Source organism: Bifidobacterium subtile (genome assembly GCF_000741775.1).
In the GTDB taxonomy this organism is placed as follows: Bacteria; Actinomycetota; Actinomycetes; order Actinomycetales; family Bifidobacteriaceae; genus Bifidobacterium; species Bifidobacterium subtile.
This window is the reverse complement of sequence record NZ_JGZR01000005.1, coordinates 61,296-86,049: the sequence shown is the minus strand read 5'-3', so window position 1 is coordinate 86,049 and position 24,754 is coordinate 61,296. Positions and strand designations below refer to the sequence as shown.

Genomic DNA, 24,754 nt, shown 5'->3' with positions numbered 1-24,754 from the left:
GTGAGATATTGCGATATATGGCGTGCATGACATGGGGTTTCGCATATGTGCTGCGCTTTTGCCTAGGATAGGTCGGTATGGAACGGAACGGATTCGATGCGCTGCTTGAGCAGTTTCTCGCGCATATCGATGTGGAGCGCGGACTTTCGCGGGCGACGGTGAAGGCATACGAATCCGATATCCGCCGGTATGCCGACTGGCTGCGCGGCCGTGGAACCGACACGCCGAATGCGGTCGCCAAACAGGATGTAGAGGATTACGTCGCCTGCCTTGATGCAGCGGGGGAGAGCGCACGAAGCAAGGCGCGTCGGCTCGCCAGCATCCATGAGTTCCACAAGTTCGCGCTCGCGCAGCATGCGGTCGCCGATGATGTCGCCGCAGCGGTGAAGGCGCCGAAAGCCTCAAGCGATCTGCCCGATGTGCTCAGCATCGACGAAGTAGGGCGGCTGCTGGATGCGGCGGCGATGCATGGCAGCGATGATCCGGTTGTGCTGCGCGATCACGCGCTGCTCGAATTCATGTACGCGACAGGCTCGCGCGTCTCGGAGGCGGTCGGCGCGGACCTGAACGACATCGATATGGATGAGCATGTCGCGCGGCTGACGGGCAAAGGTTCGAAGCAGCGGCTGATGCCGGTCGGAAGATATGCGCAGGAGGCATTGACTGCGTATCTCAATGCTGGACGCTCGGCTTTGGAACGCAAGGCCAAGGGCACCCCGGAGCGGCGGGCCATATTCCTCAACAAGCGCGGCAGGCGGCTGTCGCGCCAGAGCGTGTGGGAGATCATCCGGCTCGCGGGGGAGCGGGCCCATATCGACCGTCCGCTGCACCCGCACACCCTGCGCCATTCCTTCGCGACGCATCTGATTCAAGGCGGCGCCGACGTGCGCACCGTGCAGGAGCTGCTCGGCCACGCTTCGGTCACCACCACGCAGATCTACACGCATGTCAGCCCCGAGAATCTCATCGAAACCTACCTGACCTCCCATCCGCGGGCGCGATGACGGACAAAGCCATCTTCGGCGTTATTTGGGATTCGCAGTGTTTCTCGGGATTTGCGGCGTCTCTCAAAATTCGCAGTGTCTCTTGGAATACGCGGCGTCTCTCAAAATTCGCAGTGTCTCTTGGAATTCATTATGATATTCCCTATAATTCACTTTTCGTCTGCTGAGAAGACACTGTGAGAAATTATCTTGGGATATGTGAAATCTCTCAAATATATCAGTAGGGCGGCCACTGCGGCCGCCGTCTCCTTGATAACCATCGGCAGCTTCGCCATGGTTCCTGCGGCCTTCGCAAGCGGCACCCAGACCACCGACACCATCACGCAGACGGGACTGAAGCCCGGCCAAGTCAAGCACGTATGGACGATCGTTCTCGAAAACAAATCATATGACGCTACCTTCACTGGCCTGAACCAGAACAGCTACCTCTGGAAGGACCTCCCCGCTCAGGGAGCGCTGCTCACGAACTACTTCGGCACCGGCCACTACAGCCAGGACAACTACATTTCCTTGGCATCCGGGCAGGCCACTTCCAACGATCTGCAGTCGGACTGCAGCTACAAGAACTTCGATTTCGGCACGAATAAGAATATCGTCGCAAGCCACACCGGCGCGAACTTCGGGCGGACCGACAACTTCGGACAGCTGCTCTCCCCAGCTGGCGCGAACGCCGCGAACGGCGAGAACGGCTGCACCTTCCCGAAGGACATCCCCACGCTGTTCAACCAGTTCGACGCGGCAGGCGTCAGCTGGAAGGGCTACGCGCAGGACCTGCACAACCAGCCCGGACGCGAGGATGCGCTTGGTGGCGGCCCCGGCACCGCAGCCAACAACCCCACCACCAACCCCAGAGTGATGAGCACTTCGGCCAGCGACAAGGCGAATGGCGTCACCTCGTTCACCGGGGCGCAGTCGAATGATCAGTATGTCGCCAAGCACTTCCCCTTCCCGTGGTTCCACTCAATCATCGGCGACGACAACACCGGCAAGGACGCGCTGACCGCCCCCGCAGACGGCACGATGACCGACGCGAACCACATCGCCAATCTCGACGATCCCAGCCTGGGCCTGATCTCCGACCTTAAGAAGCCCGCCGACCAGGTGCCGGCGTTCAACTGGATCACGCCGAACAACTGCTCCGACGCGCACGACCCCACCTGCGTGGGCAACAACCTCTCGGGCGTGTTCGATGCGAACGGCAATCCGAATTACGCGCTGCCGCTGACGACGCCGCCCACGAACCACACCGGCGGACTGTACGCGGCGGATCTGTGGCTCAAGTACTACATCCCGCTCATTGAGCGTTCGGCGGCCTTCAAGGACGGCGGCCTGATCGACGTCACCTTCGACGAGGCGAATCCGCCCTTCTACAGCATGTCGTTCAACAACGCGACCGACCAGACCAAGGTCGCGCAGGACGCGGCGGGCAATGAGCGGTACAGCTACAAGACCCCGACGATCAAGGACTTCGCCGAAGGCTATAAGCAGTACTCCGCGAACACCTTCCCGGCACCCGGTCCGATGGCCCAGAACTACATCAAGGCGGATCTCGCCGGACAGAGCATCAACGGGAAAGGCGTCGATTGGGAGCCGACCGGCCCGAACACGCCGCTTGCTGCGGACGAGAACGGCAATCAGCTCTACCCTGGCCCTGGCGATAACGGCTACATCACCCGACCGCCGTCATGCGAGCAGGACACGGCACTTGTGAACGCCGACAAGAGCAACTGCGTTTCGGGCGCGAAGAACACGAGCTCCTCCTTCTCGGGCGCCAAGGATCTCGCCGTCACCGCTGCAGCCGGCACTGACACGCTGCAGGGCGCGGTGAGCGTCTCCGACATCGGCCGCGCGGTCACTGGCGCGGGAATCCCCGCCGGCGCCTTCGTTGGCTCCGTGGCGAACGAAGGTCCGAACCTCGTCGCCAAGCCTTCGGATCCCGTGACGAACGCATCCTTCAAGCTTGTCGATCAGCAGGGCAACGCACTGAAGACGACTGCTGCGGTCGCCGACGTCACGCTCTCCGCGACCGGCGTTCCCGGCCACCTGAACCCCGGCGAATCGCCGCTCTCGACCTTCGATGCGCAGGATGCAACTCCTGGCGGCGGCGATTCGGGCTCCGTGCTCATCTCCCCGCTCATCAAGCCCGGAACCGTTTCCAGCACGTACTACAACCACTACTCGTGGCTGCGTACGATGGAAGACATCTTCCAGGTTGTGAAGGGCAATGACACGAAGCAGCTGACCGCAGGCAGCGTCAGCGGCGGCCTCGATGGCCTCGGCCACCTCGGTTTCGCGGCGCAGGATGGGCTCACTCCCTTCGGCGCTGATGTGTTCACGAATGCAGCGGTTGACCAGACTGCGAATCCGACCCCGACCCCGACGAAGACCACGCCAGCGGGAACTCCGACGCAGACCGCGCCGCAGGGCACTTCGCCTTCGAATCCGGCCGGCAAGCAACCTAAGGCGAATGCCGCCGCGAAGCCTCAGGCCAGCGGCCCGCTCGCTTCCACAGGCGTCGATATGACCACTGGCATTGCGCTTCTCGTGGCAGCGCTCGCCCTGATTGTGGGCGGCGTCACGGTCCTGCTGGTCCGTCGTCGTCACGAGGCTCACGAGGCATGATGCGCAGAATAGTGAAAACAGCCGGACTGCTCAGCGCGATGGTCGCCATGACGATCGCACTGGGTGCGTGCGGCGGTGCCCAGTCATCGGCATCTATTGCGAACTCAATCGGCGACATGCCGAGCTACCTGCCTTCGGCTCGCTCGGCATCGATTGCGCACGGCAGCGCCGACAAGCCCGCGCTGTCGTACCCTGGCAGCCCGGTGCTCGTATCGGTAGGCAAGGCGCAGCTGAAGATCGATATCGCTGGCCCTGAGTATCCAAGCGATACGAAGGAAGAGGCGACCGACATACCGAGCGTATTCACCGCTACGCTCACGAACACCGCGGCCCCGGGCGGCGCCGATGTGCCGCTCTCCGCGAGCGTCTTCGACATACTCGACAACGCCGGAGCCACGCACGCGCTCATACCGACTCCAGGCCTGCCCAAGAAGCTCGCAGCTGGGCAGCAGCTCACGATAAAGCTGCGCACGTCGCTGCCGGGCGGCGAAGGGCTGCTGCGCTTCCACCCGGATGGCGGTCCCTCAGCCGCCGGATGGGATTACGTGCTCGAAGACGACTGATTTCGTCCTCTCAGGCGTTATCTTCCTATAAGGATACTGAACCGCAGCCGCGAGGCGGCCGAGCTTTCGAGCTTGGCCGCCTCGCGGCTGCGGTTCTCTGTTTTGGCAAGTCCGACGCAAAGCATGCGGGATGGGGCGAACTCAGTTTGCGGCGCTGCGCTGGGTCTCGTGCACTGCACGTACTACGCGCGGCTGAATATACGGCTGAATGTGCCGTGTGCGTTATGATGTGCGCGTTATGATGTTCCTTTGTGAGCGATAAACGTCTGCGGTGGTGAGCATGCCAAGATTGGCGAGAATCATGTCGGTGAAAGGCCTGGAACGGAGGAATGATGCCGTACGAGAGCCGGTGGGCCGCTGAGGTTGCCAAGGCAGCCAAGGAGCCGCGCGATTCGGATGCTTCGCAGTCGAATGCTCGCCGTGCGCATGCCGTGCAGGCGCAGCTGCCGATCTCGGGCACCTTGCGCATTCCGGCCGTTGACGATGCAGACGATATGCTCGGTGCGGCTGATTCGGCGCATGGGGCGGTGAACAGGCCTCTTGATATGGTGAAGAATATGCCTACTGATCTGCTTGGTCGCGAATATGAGACCTTTCCCGCGCCAAAACCCCTGCATCAGCATGGTCCGGCGCGGATCATCGCCATGTGCAACCAGAAGGGCGGCGTAGGCAAGACCACCAGCTCCATCAATATCGGCGGGGCGCTGAGCCAGTACGGCAGGCGCGTGCTCATCGTCGACTTCGACCCGCAGGGGGCGGCCACCGTAGGCCTTGGCATCAATGCGAACACCGTTGAGAACACGGTGTACACCGCACTGTTCGACACCTCGGTTGACGTGCACGAGATCGTGCAGCATACCGAGTTCGAGAATCTTGACATCATGCCGGCGAACATCGATCTGTCGGCAGCCGAAGTGCAGCTGGTCACTGAGGTCGGGCGCGAGCAGATACTCGCCAGCGTGCTGCGCCAGGTGCGCAACGAATACGATGTCATCATCATCGACTGCCAGCCCTCGCTGGGCCTCTTGACGGTCAATGCGCTGACGGCCGCCGACGGCGTGATCATTCCCGTGGCCGCCGAATTCTTCGCGCTGCGTGGCGTGGCGCTGCTCATGCAATCGATCGACAAGGTGCGCTCGCGCATCAACCCCAGCCTTGAGGTCCATGGCGTGCTGGTCACGATGTATACCCGCACCCTGCACTGCGAAGAGGTGCTGCAGCGCATCTACGAGGCCTTCCAGGAAAAGGTCTTCCATTCGGTGATCTCGCGCTCCATTAAGCTGCCCGATGCGAATGTCGCCGCCGCGCCGATCACGGTGTACGCGCCCGGGCACAAGACGGCGAAGGAGTACCGCGAGGTCGCCCGCGAACTCATCGCACGCGGCATCGTCGCATAGCGTGTGATGACGCTTGCTGCCGAGGAAATGCCGGTTTCCGGCTTCCAAGTAGACGTCGAAGGCTATGCCGGGCCGTTCGACGTGCTGCTGGGCATGATTGCGAACAGACGGCTTGAGGTGACCGAGGTGTCGCTTTCGGCCATCACCGAGGAGTTTCTGGCGTATGTGCGGCGGCTTGGTTTGGCGTCGGGGCAGACTGTGTCACCGGACCAGTCGGTGGCGGCGGGACAGTCGGCGTTGCCGAGCCAAGCAGTGTCACCGGATCAGGAAGCGTCGCCGGACCAGCCGACCCCGTCAAGCCAGTTCGCGCAGCATATGGACGAGGCCAGCGCCTTCCTTGACGTGGCTTCGATTCTGGTCGAGGCGAAAAGCGCCGCGCTCCTGCCGGGCGACGAGCAGGGCGAGCGTGACGAGCAGAGCATCGAGGCGCTGCGCGAACGCGATCTGCTCTTCGCCCGACTTGTGCAATACCGCGCTTTCAAACGTGCCGCAGGGGATTTCCGTGCGCGCTTCGCCGCGAATTCCGGGCGTTTTCCTCATCCTGCAGTCGTGGATGACGCGGTTGCGGCGATGCTGCCCGAACTGGTCTGGACGCTGGGAGCGGATGAGCTTGCGGCGTTGGCTGCTCATGCGCTTGCGAATGCACCCGTCGATCAGGTCTCGCTGCATCAATTGCACGTGCCGATGGTGGACCTGCAGGCCCAATCGGCCTTGGTGCGCGATCGACTGCGGGCGCTGGGAAACGAAGGATCGATGACGTTCGCCGCATTGAGCGCTGATGCGACGTCGCGCATCGAAGTCGTCGCACGATTTCTTGCCCTGCTCACCTTCTTCAAGCAGGGCGCAGTGCAGTTCAAGCAGTCCGGGCCATTTGAGACCTTATTTATCCGCTGGGCGGCGGACGCCGACGAGCATGCCGAGCTGACGATAAGCGAGGGGGATTTCGCATGAGCGGTGAAATGCAAACGCCACAGGGGCTGTGGCCTGGGCCGAATCCGTCCGCCGCCGCGTCGCAAGAGCGCACTGCGCCGCCTGCCCGTCCGGAATACGTCGATTTCGATGTCGAGGATTTCCCCGGCGGCCTGCGCGGGTGTCTTGAAGCGATTCTCATGGTTGCCGATCAGCCGCAGCAGTCCGCCGACTTGGCGCGGGTGCTTGCCGTCGACGAGGCTCAGGTCGATGTGGCGTTGGCGGCGTTGCAGGCGGACTACGACGGGCGTGGGAATATGGCAGGCCAAGGCATTGCAGGCCGGGGCGAGGCTGTCGATGAAGCCGCTTTCGCCAGCCATGTAGAATCCCAAGATTCCGCTAAATCCGCCAGTTCCGTCGGCCGCGTCAATCTTGCCGACCGCGCCGATACCAGCAAATCTGACGACTCTTGCAGCTCCATTGACGGCAACGGTTCGACTGGCGTATTGCGCGGCTTCGAGCTGCGGCATACCGTGCGCGGCTGGCAATTCGCCAACCGGGCGGATTACGAGCCGGTCGTCGCCGCATTCGTGACTGATGGGCAGACCGCACGCCTGTCGCAGGCGGCCCTTGAGGCGCTGGCGATCATCGCGTATCGTCAGCCGGTGACCCGCGCCCAGGTCGCAGCTATCCGCGGCGTGAACTCGGATGGCGTAATCCGCTCGCTTGTCGTGCGCGGGCTGATACGTGAGGAAGGCATAGACCCGGAATCCCGCGCGGCGCTGCTGGCGACGTCCGGGCTGTTCTTGGAGCATATGGGTTTGGATTCGCTCGACCAATTGCCCTCGTTGGCCCCGTTCATGCCGCCCATAGATGAAATGGAAAAGACGGAAGTGGAAAAGCGGGAAATGGAAGAGAGCGCAACGGTGCGCGACGAAGCGGAAGAGCATGAAGGCTCAATGCGAATCGAGTAGAAAGTTTGGTCTACGGTCTTCGGCTCGCACTTTTTTCAGCGCATGCAAAAAATGTGAGCCTCCTGCCGTGTGTCACGCGGTGATTTGATTTATAGTCATGATGACTATAAATAATGCATCGAGCGTGAAAGGCGGTATGGCATGGGATTGGGCAATGTGACCGAACGACGCCGACAGCAGCCGCTGATTGGCGTATCCACAGTCATTCTGGCGCTCGGGGGAGGAGCCAAACCCGAGTTTTGGCTGCCGTTGGTCCGCCGGGTGCGCCAGCCCTTCCTCGGCGACTGGGCGCTGCCCGGCGGCGACGTGCAATCGAATCGTTCGTTGGAGGAATCGGCGTATGAGGCGCTCGCTTCCACGACCGATTTGCGCCCCAGCTATCTTGAGCAGCTTTACACCTTCGGCGATGCGCAGCGATCCTACGAGGGTCTGCCGATGGTTTCCGTCGTGTACTGGGCCTTGGTGGGCACGGTCGAGACCCAGAACTTTCACGAGGCGAACAACGTCGCATGGTTCGCGGAAAACGACCTGCCCGCGCTCGCCTTCGACCACGGCCGCATCATCGCCTATGCATTGGAGCGGCTGCGCTCGAAAATCGACTACCCTGACATCGTCGCCAAACTGGTCGGGCCGACCTTCACCCTGGCTCAGCTGCACGACGTCTATGAGGCGGTGTCGGGCAATCCGATCGACCTCGCCAATTTCCGCAGACGCATGCTCGCTTCGAGTCAGCTCGAAGCCACGGATGAAAAGGTGCGGTATGGCCGACAGCGTCCTGCGACCTTGTATCGCTACGCGGGCGCCCAAGCGGGCGGCGACACTATGCTGTACGGCCTGAGTACCGGCGAAGGCGGCAACGCATATGGCTTGAGCGCCGACTCAGGCACCGACGCGGGCGCCAACGAAGACGACGAATCAGACCGGGAGAGCCGAGAAGCATGGCAGCGTCCCACGGCATTCGACGTCATGTGGCGTGGAGGAAACAGCGCGTCGGAGTCCGACCTCGAAGAGGTGCTCTCGGTGCTGTCGCCGGAGCTGCGTCCAAGGGATGCGCCATCGAACGTGCCACACCACGACATGCGCCAATCCGAAGGCGTCGAATAACGGTATCGGCAATCGCGCAAGCCGAGTGCGCCGACCTGCGGCGTCGCTGACCGCCTGACTGCTGCTCAGGCGCTCGCATTGCGAAAACCATGCAAATCGGTTTCACTGCCCAACCTGAAATTCACCAACCCCAACTTAATCCACCCTTATTCCACCAACCGAATCCAACGACAATCAATGACAAGGAGTCGCTATGACTTCCCAATCCGCTATGCCAGTCCCCGAGACCTCCGCTCCCGGTCAGTCTGCCAGCGCCGCGCAAACCGGGCAACGGCCGCTGACGCGCAACGAACGACTGGATCGGCTGCCCTTCAACGCGGCGCACCGCAAGCTGCTGGTCGCCTCGGGCATCGGCTGGGCCTTCGATGCAATGGACGTCGGTCTCGTCTCCTTCGTCGTCGCCGCAATCGCCGCTGACCCTCATTTCGCGCTAAGCAATACCGAGCGCTCCTGGGTGCTGTCCATCGGTTTCGTCGGCATGGCGATAGGCGCGGCCCTCGGCGGCTTCATCGCCGACCGCGTCGGACGCAAAACCGTATTCACCGCTACGCTGATTATTTTCGGCCTAGCCAACGGGGCCATGGCCTTCGCGTGGAGCCTCGTGGCGCTGCTGGCGGCGCGTTTCGTCATTGGGCTGGGCCTAGGATCCGAGCTGCCGGTCGCTTCGACGCTCGTCAGCGAGTTCGCGCCGACCAAGCACCGCGGGCGCATGACCGTGCTGCTCGAATCCTTCTGGGCGGTGGGCTGGATCATCGCCGCCGCCATCGGTTTCTTCGTGATTCCCAGCACTGGCGACTGGGGATGGCGGTGGGCGCTGCTCATCGGTGCGCTGCCGCTGCTGTATGCCATCGTCGCACGTGTGCACATCCCCGAATCCGTGCGCTTCCTCGAAGCCCACGGCCGGGATGTGGAGGCCGAGCGTGCCGTGCGCTACTTCGAAGCCGCCAGTTCCGTAGCGCCAGTGGCATCGCCCACCGGCGTGCCGCTGCCCAAGATACCCACGCGCACCCTGTTCGGGAAGCGCTATCGCGGGCGCACGATTGCGATATGGCTCACCTGGTTCTTCGTCAATTTCTCGTACTATGGCGCCTTCACCTGGATGCCTTCGCTGCTCGCCGATCAGTTCGGCTCCCTGACCAAATCCTTCGGCTACACGCTGGCGATATCCCTGGCCCAGCTTCCCGGGTATTTCCTCGCCGCATGGCTCGTCGAGGTCTGGGGCAGGCGCAAGACGCTGAGCATCTTCCTCGCAGTGTCCGCAGTGGCCGCCTTCCTCTTCGCCCAAGCCGGTACCCCGGCCCTCGTGCTCGTCTTCGGCATGCTGCTGTCCGCCGCGAACCTCGGCGCGTGGGGCGTGCTATATGCGGTGACGCCGGAGATCTATCCCACGCGTCTGCGCGCCGCCGGCTCCGGGGCGGCAGCAGCGGTAGGGCGCATCGCGGCCATCGTCGCACCATTGTTGGTGCCGTGGCTGCTGACCATCGCCGGCGGTGGCAAGACAGTCGCGTTCATCGTGTTCGGCGCGGTGTTCGCGTGTGCCTGCCTTTCGGCTCTCGCTTTGCCCGAGCGTGCGGGGAAGGAGTTGGAGAACTAGCAATCAGCCGTGCGAGAGCCCATGCAAGGGCATGACGGAGACGTGTTTTCGGGCAGCGCAATCGCATGGCACGTGGCATATGGCACACAGCGTGCCGAATAAGTCGGAATGCCTCATATGCGGCCTTGCTGCGCCCTCACGCCGTTCTGTCGTCCCGCGTCGCTATCGTAGTGAAGGTTTGCGTGTAAATACAGGTGGAAACTCATTCGATGTTGGGCCGGTATACAACGGCAAGTAGAACGCTAGAAATTAACGCTAGGAAATGTGAAACATTAAAGAGAGGTTTTCGATGGCGGTACGTGGTGATATTCGAAACGTGGCGATTGTGGCTCACGTCGATCACGGCAAGACGACGCTTGTCAACGCGATGCTTCAGCAGTCGCATGTGTTCTCGGAGCGCGAAGAGGTTCCTGACCGTGTGATGGACTCGAACGATCTGGAACGCGAGAAGGGCATCACCATTCTCGCCAAGAACACGGCCGTGCAGTACACCGGCCCGCTGGCCGAGAAGTACGGCCACCCCGAAGGCATCACGATTAACGTCATCGACACCCCAGGCCACGCCGATTTCGGCGGCGAGGTGGAGCGCGGCATTTCGATGGTCGACGGCGTGGTGCTGCTCGTCGACGCTTCGGAAGGCCCGCTGCCGCAGACCCGTTTCGTGCTGCGCAAGGCGCTGGAAGCCAAGCTGCCCGTCATCCTGTGCGTCAACAAGGTTGATCGCCCTGATGCCCGCATTGAAGAAGTCGTGAGCGAAGCCACCGATCTGCTGCTCGGTCTGGCTCAGGATGTGATGGAGGAGGGCGTCGATCTCGACCTCGATGCGCTGCTCGACCTGCCGGTGATCTACTGCGCCGCCAAGGCCGGATACGCTTCGACCAACGTGCCGGAGAACGGCGGTCTGCCCGACAACGACGATTTGGAGCCGCTATTCGAGTCGATCATCGCCAACATTCCCGCCCCCGAATACGAGGAAGGTGCGCCGCTGCAGGCGCATGTCACCAACATCGACGCCTCAGAGTATCTGGGCCGTTTGGGCCTTATCCGCATCTACAACGGCACGCTGACCAAGGGCAAGCAGTACGGCCTTTCGCGTGTCGACGGCTCCATCGAGAACTTCAAGCTCACCGAGATCCTGCGCACGCAGGGTCTGGACCGCGCGCCGGTCGACGAGGCTGGCCCTGGCGACATCGTTGCTGTTGCTGGCGTGAGCGACATCATGATCGGCGAGACGATTGTCGACCCGAGCGATCCGAAGCCGCTGCCGCTGATTCACGTTGACGAGCCGGCCATCTCGATGACCTTTGCAATCAATGATTCCCCGCTGGCCGGCACTGAGGGCAAAGACCACAAGCTCACTGCCCGCATGATCAAGGATCGTCTTGAGCATGAGCTCATCGGCAACGTGTCGATTCACGTCCTGCCGACCGACCGCCCCGACGCCTGGGAGGTGCAGGGCCGCGGTGAGCTGGCGCTGGCGATTCTCGCCGAGCAGATGCGCCGCGAAGGCTACGAGCTGACCGTCGGACGCCCGCAGGTGGTCACCAAGACCATCGACGGCAAGATCAACGAGCCGATGGAGAACGACACCATCGACGTGCCTGAGGAGTACATGGGCACCGTCACCCAGCTGATGGCCGACCGCAAGGGCCGTATGGACTCGATGAGCAACCACGGCTCCGGCTGGATTCGGCTGCAGTTCACGGTTCCTTCGCGCGGCCTGATCGGCTTCCGCACCGCGCTGCTGTCCGCCACGCGCGGCACCGGCATCTCCAGCTCCATCTCCGCCGGCTACGCCCCGTGGGCCGGCCAGATCGTGACCCGTCAGAACGGCTCCATGGTTTCGGACCGCCAAGGCATCGCCACGCCGTACGCCATGCAACGCCTGCAGGCACGCGGCAACTTCTTCATCGACCCGCAGAGCCAGGTCTATGAGGGCCAGGTTGTCGGCATCAACAACAAGCCTGACGAGCTCGACGTGAACGTGACGCTGGCCAAGCATATGACCAACATGCGCTCCGCGACCGCCGATGTGCTCGAAACCCTGACCCCGCCGATCAAGATGAGCCTTGAAGAGGCGCTTGACTTCGCGAACGAGGACGAGTGCGTCGAGGTCACCCCCGAAGCCATCCGCGTGCGCAAGCTGCTGCTGAACCGCGATGACTGGTACAAGTGGCGCTCCAAGCAGCGTCGCCGCGACGGCAACAAGTGAGCTGGTGATGAGTCGGTGATTCCGGGCTTGCATGTGCTGTGACCATGTGCCTCGTGCCTCGGGAAGGTTCTCGTATAAAGAGTTTTCCCGAGGCACACGCATATCTGGGCGTTTCGGCGTTGCCGGGTACGTACTGCGATCTGGTACGCACTGCGATCTCTTGGGATTGCATGTTTCGTGTATTGTGGCGATTTCGGCCCACATGTGGCGGGCCTGTTTAACAGTGCTTACACAGTGCTTAACAGCGCAAACCGGAGCCTGATGCGGCCGGCTTGACTAATGGCTGAGGCATACTGATAGCCATGACCCAAACCAGCCTGAATAGTGACCGCGACGCGCACGACGAGTCAATTCGCTTTCTGCCGTGGTCGCACCAGCTCGATGCGCCGCTTCGTGCGCTGATCTGCGTGGTGGCGGGGATGGGCGTCGCCGTAGTCGGCACCTTCGCACACCGCATGGGCGCGGCGCAGAATATTCCCTATGGTCTGGCGCTGGCGCTGGTGATCGTCGGCCTGTCGACATGGTGCGCACGATCGCGTTCAGGCGCCATCGGTCTGGCGCTGCATCTTATAGCGTCTTCGGCAGTGGCATGGCTTATGGCGATGGGCTATCCCCACGGCGATGTGGTCACTCCGATAGGCTTCGGAGCTCCGGTGCCGTATTTCAGTGCGCATGTCGGGTACTTCTGGCTGTTCGGCATGATTGTGGTGCAGGTCGCGCTGCTGATGATGCCTGCATCGCTGTTTACGATGCCCGGCAGACGAGCTGATGATGACTACGCCAGTGGTCATGACACCGGTTATGATGCCGATTATGGCGCGTCAGCCAAGAATTCCAGGAACTCCAAGGATTCTGTGCCGGCAGCGGCGGTGCCCGCAACCGGCGCGGGGATTGGACTGTGATGGCGAAACAGGCACTGTACTATCTGGGGCCGCAGGGCACCTTCACCCATCAGGCGGCAGCCGACGCTGAACGGGCGTTACAGGCGTATGCGCCTGAGGGCACCGAACTCATCGCCGCCGAAGACGTGCCTGCGATCATTCGCATGGTGCAAGGCGGCCGAGGATGGGGCGTCATCGCCTGGGAGAACAACGTCGAGGGGTATGTGGTTCCCAACCTTGACGCGCTGATCGACGTTCAGGGGGTGGCGGGATTCGCGCGCATCGGCGCTGACATCGCCTTCGACGCCTTCACGCTTGCGGACGATCCGGCCGCGTCTCCCATGTCGCCCGTTGCAGCCGGTTCGGTTGCGGGATCAGACGATATGCCACGCAATGACCGTACTCATAACGATCAGGCTCATGAAGGTCAGGCGGCTTCTGCGACGCCAAACGTCGACGCTCCTGCACGTCTGGAAGTCAGCGCCCACCCGCATGGATTGGCGCAGTGCCGCCGTTTCATCGAGCGATATCAGCTGCTGCCGGTTCCGGCGACATCCAACGCCGCCGCGTGCCGCGATCTCAAGCCGGGGCGCATCGCGCTGGGGCCGGCTATCTGCGGGCCGCTGTATGGTTTGCACACGTTTGCCGAGCAGGTGCAGGATTATCAGGGCGCCCGCACCGAGTTCTTGGTGCTTGGCCCCCGCGATGAGGCTCCCGATCTGCTGCAGGCGGCCAGAGCGCAGGGCGTAGCCGAATTCGAAAGCATCATCGCGTTCATCCCGCTGAGCACCGGACCGGGCGTGCTGGCGAATCTGCTCGACGTGCTGCGCGACGCGGGGCTGAACATGACCAGCTTCATTTCGCGCCCCATCAAGGGCCATGACGGCACGTACAGCTTCATCGCCACCATCGATGCTGCCCCGTGGCAGGATTCGCTGTGCGAGGTGCTGGCCGAAGTAGTCGATCACGGCGACTGGGTCAAGACGCTGGCCGTCTACCCGCGCCGCGAACGTCCCAATCCGCCGGTCGATGCGTGGATGCTGCCGACCGGGGGAGTGCACGTCGCTACAGGAGCAATGCCAGCCGCTGTACTGCCAGCCGAGGCAATGCTAGACGAAGATGCGCAACGCAACGACATGCAGCGCGGCGAAGTGCGGCAGGGTGCATCGCGCAGGGAGACCATGCAACGTGGTGAGGTGCAACGCGGTGAGGTGCAACGCGGTGAGAGGCAACGTGGTGAGGTGCAACGCGGTGAGGCGCAACGCGGTGAGGCGCCAGACGAATTAGCTGAGCCGACCGAGCTATTCGAGCCATCCGAAGCAGCGTGTGAAGCATCTGCACGAACCCGCCGCATGGCGCGTATGGACGATTGGCAGCATACTGCTGCCACGAGGAGGGAATTGCTGTGGTGACTTCAATCGGCATCGTCGGCCTTGGACTGATCGGCGGGTCGCTCGCGCGTCGCGCCGCCGCCCGCGGGTATGAGGTGCTGGCGTGGAACCATACTCCCAGGCCCTACGAGGCCGCTCGCCGCGACGGCATCCAATGCGTGGAGACTTTGGAAGGCTTGGCGCAGGCCAGGCCGGAGCTGCTTATCCTCTGCAACCCGCTCAAGGCCATGCCGAGTATTCTCGCGCGTCTCGCCCCGGCCATCGACCCGGAGGCGACCACGCTGAGCGATGTGGGCAGCGTCAAAGGCATGGTGCGCGAGCAGGTGTCTCAGGCTGGTTTGAGCGGATGCTATGTCGGTGCGCACCCGATGGCGGGCAACGAGCATTCCGGATTCGAGGCTTCCGACCCGGCGCTGTACGACGGTGCGCTGTGGGCGGTCACCATCGACGCTGAGACCGAATACCGGCGCTTCCTTGCCGTCGCCCGGTTCATCACCAATGGCTTGGGCAACGAGCTCATCGTGCTTGACGATGCGACGCATGATCGCGCCGCAGCGCTGATCTCCCATATGCCGCATGCCGTCGCCACCGCGATGATCAACGAGCTGTGCGCCAGCCCCGAGCGCAATATCGCCGCCGCGCTCGCCGCCGGCAGTTGGCGTGACATGACCAGGGTGGCGCTGACCGACCCGAATCGCACCCGTGCGATGATCGACGAGGACCGAGCGAATGTCGAAGTCTTGCTGCGCAATATGGCCGCGCGGCTACTCGCATTCGCCAACGACCTGCACTGCGCTGACGACCTGCACAGTACCGACGACCTGCAGCATGATGACGGTTTGCACGATGACGCCGAGGCCACCATCGCTGAGTTTTTCTCCGCAGGCCAGTCGTTCCGCGATTTCAAGGCGCAGACAGCACAGGGCGCACAGGCTTTGCGAGGTGTGCAGGCGGCGCAGGGTGCGGCTCTCGTTGCCCGTACCGGTTCTACGGAGAACGAGAACCAACGGCAAGGGGACACGCTCGATATCGACCCTGCCTGCTGGCAGAGCGAGCTGCTGGAATCAGCGAAGCAGGGAGAGCGAATCGCACGCTTCCTCGATGATCATCGCGTCGCGATCCGGCGTCAGCCGATAATCTGACCGCCAGCCGGAGTAGCGGCCGCCGCCAGTGCCCCCTTCGTGACGCTAATTCGCAGTAGGCGTCACAAAAAGGGCATCAAGGACTCGGAAGAGGGGGGCGTCTTAGGGTTTGACCGCCCGATTCCCGTGCTGCTCCTGCCGCTCGGGAATCGGCTTGACTGTTACGATTGTGCCGGCTTCGAGGCTCACCTCCTGCTCGGGGCGGGACCCGTTGGCCGCCGCATCGCGGGTCAGTTCGAGGCGCTGCCCATCCCACGAGCGCACATGGCCGATGAAATCGCGAAACTTCATGCGGCCGTCCTGTCCGTCCACGCCGTCATAGACGCGCACCACAATCCGTGCGCCAGCTGGTATGTGCTGCGGTATCGGCATATGCACCCTTTCTATGCAGGATTGTGAAACAGAATGGAACAACAATCGCGCCACCAAGCGTAGTTGAATACCCCGAATTGTTCAGTGTGCTTGGCTGAGGACTCGATGATATAACAGGCTCTTTCATGCCTTGCAATTACTAGGTTTATACCGAATCAAGGGTAATGAGACTGCTGAAATACACCAAATCAAGGGTAACGAGTGAGCTGAGAATACGCCAAATCAAGGGTTACGGCATATGGTCGTGGTCGTGACGTGAAAGGGCGCGGTAGCAGCGGGCGCGGCTGAGACAGCGTTATGGCAGATTAGTGGATAGAGATTAGCAGATAGAGCCTAGCACAGCGCCGAGTAGATAACGCCGAGCGGCAGCGGATGCTGCGATATGCTGGGCGAAGCGGGATAATCGGTTCATTAGGCAACGGCAGGGCATGGTTTTGGATTCGGATGTGGCGATGAGCATTGACGGTAGCGCAGATAGCAACGTGGGCGACGGGGCTGCTCACGCGCAACGTAACGATGTATCTGCTGACTCGCTCGCAGCCGCAACCGCAGCCGCATCAGCATCCGCAACCGGCACGTCTGCAAACAGCCTCGCAGACGGCGAGATGCACCGATATCTGACCTACATGCGCGCCAATCGCGGCGTAAGCGCGAACACGTTGAAGGCCTACGCCGCAGATATCACTGCGTGTCTCCATCTGCTCTACCTGCGCGGCACGCAGCGGCTTGACGAGGTGACGATCGAGGGTCTGCGCTCGTGGCTGGCCGCTGAATCGCGCTCGCACGCGCGTTCGAGCATGGCGCGCAAAACCGTTGCGGTGCGCGGGTTCTTCGCTTGGGCGCATGAGCATGACATAATCGCCACGGACCCGGCGGCGGCGCTGATGACGCCGAAGATCCCCGACGTGCTGCCTACGGTGCTCAACGAGTCGCAGGCGCAGCGATTGATGGAGACGGTCGAGGAGGACGTCGCTGCCGAAATGGTGGGCAACGAACAGGGCAGGCAGAAAGCGCAGGACACGCACATCACGCAGAAAGAGCGGGAGGCACAGAAGGCGCAAGGCGCACGAGAAGGACAGAGAGCGCAGCGCGAGCAGGGGTCGGCCCCCGATGGTCTTCGTCAGTCTGGGGCTGACCAGGCGCGGCAGCCAGGGCTTCATGCTGGCGGCCGTCGCACGTCTGACGCGCACGACAGCGACAGCCGCCATGCCGAACAACGCGACAAGGCCGACGCGCGTCAGCACGCCCTGACGCTGCGCGATGCGGCCATTATGGAAACGCTCTACGCCACCGGCATACGCGTGGCAGAGCTAATCGGCCTGGATTTGGGCGACGTGAGCTTCTCCAATCGTACGCTCAAGGTCACGGGCAAAGGCGATAAGCAGCGCGTGGTGCCTTTCGGCGAGCCAGCCTCTCGCGCCCTGCAGTCGTGGATTGCGCAGGGCAGACCGGTGCTGATGGGCGAGCAATCTGGGCAGGCGCTGTTTCTTGGCGCACGTTCAGCCAGACTCGACCAGCGCATAGCCCGCAGCGTCGTCCACGAGCGTTCGCGCGAGGCCGGCGTGCCGGACATCGCCCCCCACGCCCTGCGTCACAGCGCGGCGACCCATATGCTCGACGGGGGAGCGGATCTGCGAGAAGTGCAGGAGATGCTGGGGCATTCCTCCCTGAGCACAACCCAGCGCTATACGCATGTCTCCATCGAGCAGCTCAAGGCGCGCTACGGCCAGGCCTTCCCGCGGGCATGAGCATTGTGCCGTATGCCCGCAGGCTGCATTGGTGCGCTGCGGCGTGGAGTGCTGCAAAAGTTCTACCGGCTGCTTGAACTCTGTTTCGTTTATGCCTTTTATCGCCCATTGATGTCTCAAACAAGACAGAGTTCAGGGGCGGCGGCGCAATTCCTGCCAGTTGGGTGGACTACTGGCGATAAGCGTCCGTCTTGTAGCGCTAATTATGACCGGCGCTACAAAACGGTCTGTAAGACTTCGTTAGCGTCCGGATTGTAGCGTCAGGATGCAGCTAGCGCTACAAAACGGACGCTAAGCATGAGGATGCGCATTTGCTCCATCAGCAAGCGGCCTTGTACTGCCAGTTGCCTTGGGGCACTGGAACGAAAACGACGCTGACGCGCTGCCAGTGGTTTTTTTCCTGCCAGTCACCCCGCTGCCTTCAAGTGCATAGAGATGCGTAGAGATGCATAGAGATGCATGGCACGAGACGTGTTCATCGCACATTCATCCGGGCAAGCCCGCGCAATTACCCATGAATTAACACGCTCGTAACATCATTGCCGCCGTATTCGCTCCATAAAGCAAGGTCAGACACCGTTTGCCCAAGTTGTCCACATGCTGGAGATATATTGAAATCTCAGTGCAAATACGCTTTGTGATTTCCATGAATATGCCCTAAGCGCAGGTCTGCGTGGATTTTGCGAGGGCGATTGCAATTTACCGGCATGAGTACAAGAATGGAGGTCAATCAGCAGGGAGGTCGGATTTTTGCGGCCTCTTTTGCATGAAGCAGGGATTCTTCGGCGTCCTTGCACCCTACTGAACAGGAGAAATAGATGAAGAAGAAAGCACTTGCTCTGGCAGCTGCGGCATTGTCGTTTGCCATGCTGCTGAGCGGCTGCGGCGGCTCCGGCAGCGATGCCGGCAGCAAAAGCAGCGGACCGGTTATTATTTCGGGATTCAACACCGAGCCGCAGAATCCGCTGATTCCCGGCAACACCAATGAGGTAGGGGGGGCAACGCCATTGATCTGCTGTTCTCCCAGCTGGTGTCGTTCGATGCCAAGGGCGACCCCTCCAACGAAGTCGCCGATTCCATCACTCCGAACTCCGACAACACGCAGTACACGATCAAGATCAAGGACGGCTGGAAGTTCACCGACGGCACGCCGGTGACCGCGCAGTCCTTCACCAAGGCGTGGAGCTATACCGCGAACGCGAAGAACGCATACCTGAACTCCTCCTTCTTCTCGCAGATCAAGGGCTATGACGCGCTGCAGGATGCCAACAATCTCAAGGGCGACGAGCAGCTCTCCGGCCTCAAAGTCGTCGACGACCATACTTTCACCGTCGATCTGACGCAGGCCGATGCCACCTTCCCGATCAAGGTCGGCTACAGCGGCTTCGCCCCGCTTCCGGAGTCCTTCTACAAGGACCCGAAGGCCTTCGGCGAGAAGCCGGTCGGCAACGGCCCCTACAAGTTCAAGTCCTGGGAGCACAACAAGAAGATCTCCTTGGTCAAGAACACCGATTACAAGGGCAACGTCAAGGTCCAGAACGATGGCATCGATCTCGTCAACTACACCAGCACGGATGCGGCCTACGCTGATGTTCAGGGCGGCAATCTCGATGTGATGAACACCGTGCCTGCGGCCGATACCAAGACCTTCAAAACCGATGACACCGTCCAGGCCTACAGCAAGCCCGGCTCGGTCTTCCAGTCCTTCACGATCCCGTCAAACCTGCCGCACTTCGAGACCACGACCAAGGAAGGCGTGCTGCGCCGCCAGGCCATCTCCATGGCTCTTGACCGCAAGACGCTGATCGCCAAGGTCATGAACGGCATCAACACCCCCGCCGTCGAATTTACCTCGCCGCTCACCCCGGGCTACTCCGATTCGCTCAAGGGCAACGACAACCTCAAGTTCAACAAGAGCAAGGCGCAGGATCTGTGGAAGCAGGCCGACGCCATCTCCAAGTACAACGACACGCTCACCTTCTCCTTCAACGCCGATGGCGGAGCCAAGCCGTTCTACGACGCCGTCGTGAATCAGCTGAAGAACAATCTGGGCATCAAGGTCGCCACTTCGCCGGTTCCTACCTTCCAGGAGTTCCGCGATGCCATCACCAAGCGCTCCATCAAGGGAGCCTTCCGCACTGGCTGGCAGCCGGACTACCCGTCGCCGGAGAACTACCTCTATCAGCTCTACGATTCCGCTGCGGCTGACGGCAACGGCTCGAACGACGGCGATTACAAGAACCCGAAGTTCGACGAGCTCATGACCAAGGCGTATGCCGCCTCCTCCGTCGATGACGCCAACAAGATCTACCAGCAGTCTCAGGAGATCCTCCTCAACGACCTGCCGTCCGTACCGCTGTACTACATGAACAACAACGGCGTGGCGGCGAAGGGCGTCAAGGGCTTCGAGATGAATTGGAAGACCGTTCCGGTCTATTCGCAGATCACCAAGTAGCCGCTGCCATTGCCGCGTGGCTGACGCTGCGCCTGCTTGGAGCTAGCGCCATCACGCGAGGCATGTGAATTAAGGAATGCGGGGAGAACCAAGTGCAAAGCTTGCGTTCTCCCCGCATTTTATTTTTGTGTAATGTTGATTATTGGTTTTCGTCACTGTACCTTCGTCACTGTGTCCAGGTGCCTGAGCTAGGCGCCCGAATTGTGGCATGGCGCACAGTTCGATGATTTCGAAACACCCAGCGAACGCTAGGTGCGGTACACTGGCGAAACAAACTTGCTGGCGGTTGCATGGGGGCTTTCGCGCCCTCAATCGCCACAAAGTCATAAGGAAGAATGGAGCAACCGATGGGCAAGTATCTTCTGCGTCGTATCGTGCAGATGATTCCCGTGGTTCTCGGAACGACGCTGTTGGTGTATGCGCTCGTCTTCGCTCTGCCGGGGGACCCAGTCAAGGCGATGTTCGGAGACAAGCCGGTCAATCAAGCCGTCGCAGCCCAGATCCGCGCGGAGTACAACCTCGATAAACCGTTTATCATCCAGTACCTTCTCTTTTTGAAGAACGCGCTGACGCTTGATTTCGGACAGACCTTCGCCGGCCAGCCGGTGATTTCGGAGATAGGGCGGGCCTTCCCCGTCACGATCAGACTCGCGCTGATGGCCTTCGTGTTCGAAGCGATCTTCGGCGTCGTCTTTGGCATCATCTCCGGCCTGAAAAAGGGCAAGTGGTACGATTCGGTCATCCTCATCTTCTCCCTGCTGCTGATCTCGGTGCCCACCTTCGTCACCGGCTTCCTCATGCAGTACTTCCTCGGCGTCAAATGGCGCATCTTCCCGGTGACCGCGGGCAATGACCCCGGCTTCCTCGACCTGCTGATGCCCGCCATGGTGCTGGGGTCGGTTTCGATGGCCTATATCATCCGCCTGACGCGGGCCGAAGTCTCTTCGAATCTTTCCGAGGACTACGTGCGCACCGCGCGTGCCAAAGGCATGTCGAACCAGTCCGTGCTGCTGCGCCATGTCTACCGCAATTCGATGATTCCGGTCGTGACCTACCTGGGGCAGGATCTCGGTGCGCTCATGGGCGGCGCGATGATCTCGGAGACCATCTTCAACATCCACGGCATCGGCTACCTGACCTACCAGAGCATCCTGAAAGGCGAAGGCAACCTGGTCGTCTCGATCGTCACCGTGCTCGTGCTCATCTTCGTGATCGCCAATCTGCTCGTGGACTTGCTCTACGCGGCGCTCGACCCCCGCATCCGGTACGCGTGAGACGAGGAGGAACATATATTATGTCTAGCAATATGACAAGCACATCTTCACCAGTTTTCGATCAGTCCTCCGCGCTGCCCGGTCAGGAGCGCTATGTGGCTCCGATCGACGAAACGCCGCTGCAGGACGTCGATTCCATCGACGACTCCGCGCCGGCCACCAGCCTGTGGCAGGACGCCTGGCGCACGCTGCGCACGAATCCGCTGTTCATCGTCTCCGCGCTGCTGATTCTCTTCATCGTCTTCGTGGCGCTGTTCCCCGGCGTCTTCACGAAGCAGAACCCGAACTACTGCAATCTGGACAATTCGCTCAATCCTCCCTCGAACGGCCATCCCTTCGGCTTCGACATGCAGGGCTGCGATGTGTTCACCCGCACGGTCTACGGCACGCGCACTTCGCTGAGCGTCGGCATCCTCGCCACAGTGCTGGTTGTGCTGCTCGGCTCGATCATCGGCGCGTTGGCGGGCTTCTTCGGCGGCTGGATTGATGCCGTCCTCAGCCGACTGACCGACATCTTCCTGGCGCTGCCGATTCTCCTTGGCGCGATCGTGGTGCTGCAGATGTTCCGCACCTCGTCATCGATCTGGAAGATCGTGCTGGTGATGACCCTGTTCGGCTGGGTGTCCACGGCCCGCATCGCGCGCGGCGCGGTGATGGAGGCGAAGAACCTCGAATTCAATACCGCATCCACGGCGCTGGGCTCGACGCCGATGCGCAACCTGATCAACCACATCATCCCCAACTCCATGGCCCCGATCATCGTGATCGGCACCACCTCGCTGGGCTCCTATATCGTGCTTGAGGCCACGTTGAGCTTCCTGGGCGTCGGCCTGCCCTCGACCACCGTGAGCTGGGGCGGCGACATCGCCAACGCGCAGACCATCCTGCGCACCAACCCCTCGGTGCTGTTCTATCCGTCGGCCGCGCTGGCCATCACCGTGCTGGCCTTCATCATGATGGGCGACGCCGTCAAAGACGCGCTGGACCCGAAGAGCCGTACGGCCTGAGCGAGGAGCAAGAGGATAACGATGAGCGCAACAATGAATGTAACGGATGCAACGAATAGCGAAAGCAAACTCGAAGCCCTGCAGCGTGCGCAAGGGCCGCTGCTTGAGGTGAAGAACCTCGAAATCGATTTCACCACGGACAAGAACCGCGCGGTCCACGCCGTGCGCGACTCCTCCTTCAACGTCTACCCGGGGCAGTGGGTGGCCATCGTGGGGGAGTCCGGATCGGGCAAGTCCACCTCCGCGATGGCGGTGCTGGGCCTGCTGCCGGGCACCGGGCATGTGGTCGGCGGCTCGATCAAGTTCGAAGGCCATGAGCTGACAAACGCTACGCAGAAGGACTTCGAGCAGCTGCGCGGCGAGAAGATGGGCCTCGTGCCGCAGGACCCGATGAGCAACCTCAACCCCGTCTGGCGCATCGGTGCCCAGGTCAAGGAGTCGCTCAAGGCGAACAATATGGACGTCGCGCACGAGAAGCGCTCCGACCTCGCCAAAGCGCTGGCCGGCGACGACGTGACGATCAAGGGCAATGACGACGAGACCTTCATCGGCTCGGCCGAGCTGCCAGGGCTGCTGCAGGCCGCGTCCGAGGCACTGACTCAGGCCGGCGTCGAAGCCGGGAAGGCCGAGGAGCTTATGACGAACTTCGGCCAGAGCTGGGTTCCCGGCTCGCAGACCCGCTGGCGCGTCGCCGAAGACCTCATCAAGGCTGGCGTCGGCGACGACGCGGCTTGGGCGCTCGCCAAGAGCCACGTCACCGGCTCCACGCAGGACGATCGCATCGCAGGGCTGCTCTCGGAGGCAGGCCTGCCGCAGGCCGCAGTGCGCGCCCGGCAGTTCCCGCACGAATTCTCCGGTGGCATGCGCCAGCGCGCGCTGATCGCCATTGGCTTGGCCTGCCGCCCTGATCTGCTGATTGCGGACGAGCCGACCTCGGCGCTTGACGTCACCGTGCAGAAGAAGATTCTTGACCATCTGCATATGCTGACCGACGAGCTGGGCACCGCCGTGCTGTTCATCACGCACGATCTTGGTTTGGCTGCGGAACGCGCCCAGCACATCGTCGTGATGTACAAAGGACGCGTCGTCGAATCAGGTCCTTCGCTCGAAGTGCTGCAGCACCCGCAGCACCCGTACACCAAGCGGCTGGTCTCTGCGGCGCCTTCGCTGGCCTCGCAGCGCATCATCTCCGCCCACGAGCGCGGCGAGAGCGTCGAAAACCTGATGGAGCATCAGGTCAAAGGCGAGAACGTGCTGGAACGCAGCGAGCACATCATCACCGTCGAGCACCTGACCAAGGAATTCAAGCTCCCGCGCAACAAGGAGATGTTCAAGGCCGTCGATGACGTGTCGTTCTCGCTCAAGCGCGGCACGACGCTGGCCATCGTGGGTGAGTCCGGCTCGGGCAAGTCCACTGTCGCCAACATGGTCTTGAAGCTGCTTGAGCCGACCGAGGGCACCGTCACCTACGAAGGCAGGAACATCGCCGGATTCAAAGGCAAGGAGCTGCTTGACTTCAGGCGTCATGTGCAGCCGGTCTTCCAGAATCCGTACGGCTCGCTCGATCCGACCTACTCCATCTTCCGCTCGATCGAGGAGCCGCTGCGCATCCACGGCATCGGCGATAGGAAGAGCCGCATGGGGCGCGTGCGCGAGCTGCTGGAAATGGTCGAGATGCCGACCTCGGTGATGCAGCGCTACCCTAACGAGCTGTCGGGCGGCCAGCGCCAGCGCATCGCCATCGCGCGTGCTATGGCTCTGAACCCCGATGTCATCGTCTGCGACGAGGCCGTGTCCGCCTTGGACGTGCTCGTGCAGAACCAGGTGCTCGAACTGCTGAACGATCTGCAGGCCGAGCGCTCGCTGAGCTACCTGTTCATCACCCATGATCTCGCCGTCGTGCGCCAGATCGCCGATGAGGTGGTCGTCATGCAGCAAGGCAAGCTCGTCGAGCACGCCACCACCGACGAGGTCTTCAACCACCCTCAGCAGCAGTACACCCGCGACCTGCTCGACGCCATCCCCGGCGGCAATCTGGAGCTGGGACTGGACTAGGTTATGGTTCTGGATTCTGGATTGGTCTGGGCTAGCTTGGATTGAGGTCT

General features: G+C 61.8%; 16 protein-coding genes and 3 pseudogenes. 17 read left to right on the top strand and 2 right to left on the bottom strand.

Annotated features, from left to right (window positions below; translation table 11 throughout):
- The first annotated feature begins 77 nt into the window (after positions 1–77).
- The 12 genes and pseudogenes from xerD (at position 78) to BISU_RS03930 (ending at position 15,793) form a co-directional block, all read left to right on the top strand.
- Positions 78–1,004 carry a site-specific tyrosine recombinase XerD gene (xerD, locus tag BISU_RS03985; RefSeq protein ID WP_024463366.1) on the top strand — a complete coding sequence of 309 codons (927 nt, stop codon included), beginning with the start codon at positions 78–80 and terminating at the stop codon, positions 1,002–1,004.
- Positions 1,005–1,202: 198 nt separating this feature from the next.
- Positions 1,203–3,626 carry a hypothetical protein gene (locus tag BISU_RS12895; protein WP_202805557.1) on the top strand — a complete coding sequence of 808 codons (2,424 nt, stop codon included), beginning with the start codon at positions 1,203–1,205 and terminating at the stop codon, positions 3,624–3,626.
- On the top strand, positions 3,623–4,189 hold the full coding sequence (locus BISU_RS03975; RefSeq protein WP_152599144.1) for a hypothetical protein: 567 nt from the start codon (positions 3,623–3,625) through the stop codon (positions 4,187–4,189). The genes BISU_RS12895 and BISU_RS03975 overlap by 4 nt, the downstream gene beginning before the upstream one ends.
- A gap of 494 nt (positions 4,190–4,683) precedes the next feature.
- A complete protein-coding gene (locus tag BISU_RS03970; RefSeq protein WP_226839171.1) occupies positions 4,684–5,586 on the top strand; it encodes a ParA family protein in 903 nt (300 codons plus the stop codon).
- A 6-nt stretch (positions 5,587–5,592) separates the two neighbouring features.
- Positions 5,593–6,537: a segregation and condensation protein A gene (locus tag BISU_RS03965; protein ID WP_024463362.1), complete on the top strand. Its 945-nt coding sequence runs from the start codon at positions 5,593–5,595 to the stop codon at positions 6,535–6,537.
- 8 nt (positions 6,538–6,545) lie between these two features.
- Positions 6,546–7,469 carry an SMC-Scp complex subunit ScpB gene (gene scpB / locus BISU_RS03960; protein ID WP_081672675.1) on the top strand — a complete coding sequence of 308 codons (924 nt, stop codon included), beginning with the start codon at positions 6,546–6,548 and terminating at the stop codon, positions 7,467–7,469.
- A gap of 141 nt (positions 7,470–7,610) precedes the next feature.
- Positions 7,611–8,264: pseudogene (locus BISU_RS03955) on the top strand (NUDIX hydrolase); the annotation flags it as partial.
- A 520-nt stretch (positions 8,265–8,784) separates the two neighbouring features.
- Positions 8,785–10,167, top strand: a complete 1,383-nt coding sequence (locus tag BISU_RS03950) for an MFS transporter (protein ID WP_152599159.1) — start codon at positions 8,785–8,787, stop codon at positions 10,165–10,167.
- 289 nt (positions 10,168–10,456) lie between these two features.
- Positions 10,457–12,379 (top strand): translational GTPase TypA, encoded by a 1,923-nt coding sequence (gene typA / locus BISU_RS03945; protein ID WP_024463359.1) that lies wholly within the window; start codon positions 10,457–10,459, stop codon positions 12,377–12,379.
- Between the two features lie 302 nt (positions 12,380–12,681).
- On the top strand, positions 12,682–13,281 hold the full coding sequence (locus BISU_RS03940; protein WP_024463358.1) for a hypothetical protein: 600 nt from the start codon (positions 12,682–12,684) through the stop codon (positions 13,279–13,281).
- Positions 13,281–14,336, top strand: a pseudogene (locus BISU_RS13515) (prephenate dehydratase); the annotation flags it as partial. The gene BISU_RS03940 and the pseudogene BISU_RS13515, both read left to right, overlap by 1 nt.
- A 329-nt stretch (positions 14,337–14,665) precedes the next feature.
- Complete coding sequence (locus BISU_RS03930; RefSeq protein ID WP_024463356.1) at positions 14,666–15,793, top strand: prephenate dehydrogenase; 1,128 nt, start codon at positions 14,666–14,668, stop codon at positions 15,791–15,793.
- 102 nt (positions 15,794–15,895) lie between these two features.
- Here BISU_RS03930 and BISU_RS03925 read toward each other — a convergent pair whose 3' ends face one another.
- Entirely contained in the window at positions 15,896–16,165 is a 270-nt protein-coding gene (locus BISU_RS03925) for a DUF6725 family protein (RefSeq protein ID WP_024463355.1), read from the bottom strand.
- A 605-nt stretch (positions 16,166–16,770) separates the two neighbouring features.
- Between BISU_RS03925 and BISU_RS03920 the strand changes: the two genes are divergently transcribed.
- Complete coding sequence (locus BISU_RS03920) at positions 16,771–17,913, top strand: tyrosine recombinase XerC (RefSeq protein ID WP_033502924.1); 1,143 nt, start codon at positions 16,771–16,773, stop codon at positions 17,911–17,913.
- 730 nt (positions 17,914–18,643) lie between these two features.
- On the opposite strand, the gene BISU_RS13125 is transcribed toward BISU_RS03920, so the two are convergent.
- Positions 18,644–18,892, bottom strand: a complete 249-nt coding sequence (locus tag BISU_RS13125) for a hypothetical protein (protein WP_233419506.1) — start codon at positions 18,890–18,892, stop codon at positions 18,644–18,646.
- On the opposite strand from BISU_RS13125, the pseudogene BISU_RS03915 reads away from it, so the two are divergent.
- The 4 genes and pseudogenes from BISU_RS03915 to BISU_RS03900 all read left to right on the top strand — a co-directional run bounded on the left by BISU_RS03915 (position 18,780) and on the right by BISU_RS03900 (position 24,704).
- Positions 18,780–20,368, top strand: a pseudogene (locus BISU_RS03915) (peptide ABC transporter substrate-binding protein). The gene BISU_RS13125 and the pseudogene BISU_RS03915 overlap by 113 nt on opposite strands.
- A 347-nt stretch (positions 20,369–20,715) precedes the next feature.
- On the top strand, positions 20,716–21,642 hold the full coding sequence (locus tag BISU_RS03910) for an ABC transporter permease (protein ID WP_024463353.1): 927 nt from the start codon (positions 20,716–20,718) through the stop codon (positions 21,640–21,642).
- Between the two features lie 32 nt (positions 21,643–21,674).
- Entirely contained in the window at positions 21,675–22,649 is a 975-nt protein-coding gene (locus tag BISU_RS03905; RefSeq protein WP_033502908.1) for an ABC transporter permease, read from the top strand.
- A 21-nt stretch (positions 22,650–22,670) separates the two neighbouring features.
- Positions 22,671–24,704 carry a dipeptide ABC transporter ATP-binding protein gene (locus BISU_RS03900; RefSeq protein ID WP_226839140.1) on the top strand — a complete coding sequence of 678 codons (2,034 nt, stop codon included), beginning with the start codon at positions 22,671–22,673 and terminating at the stop codon, positions 24,702–24,704.
- Positions 24,705–24,754 lie beyond the last annotated feature (50 nt).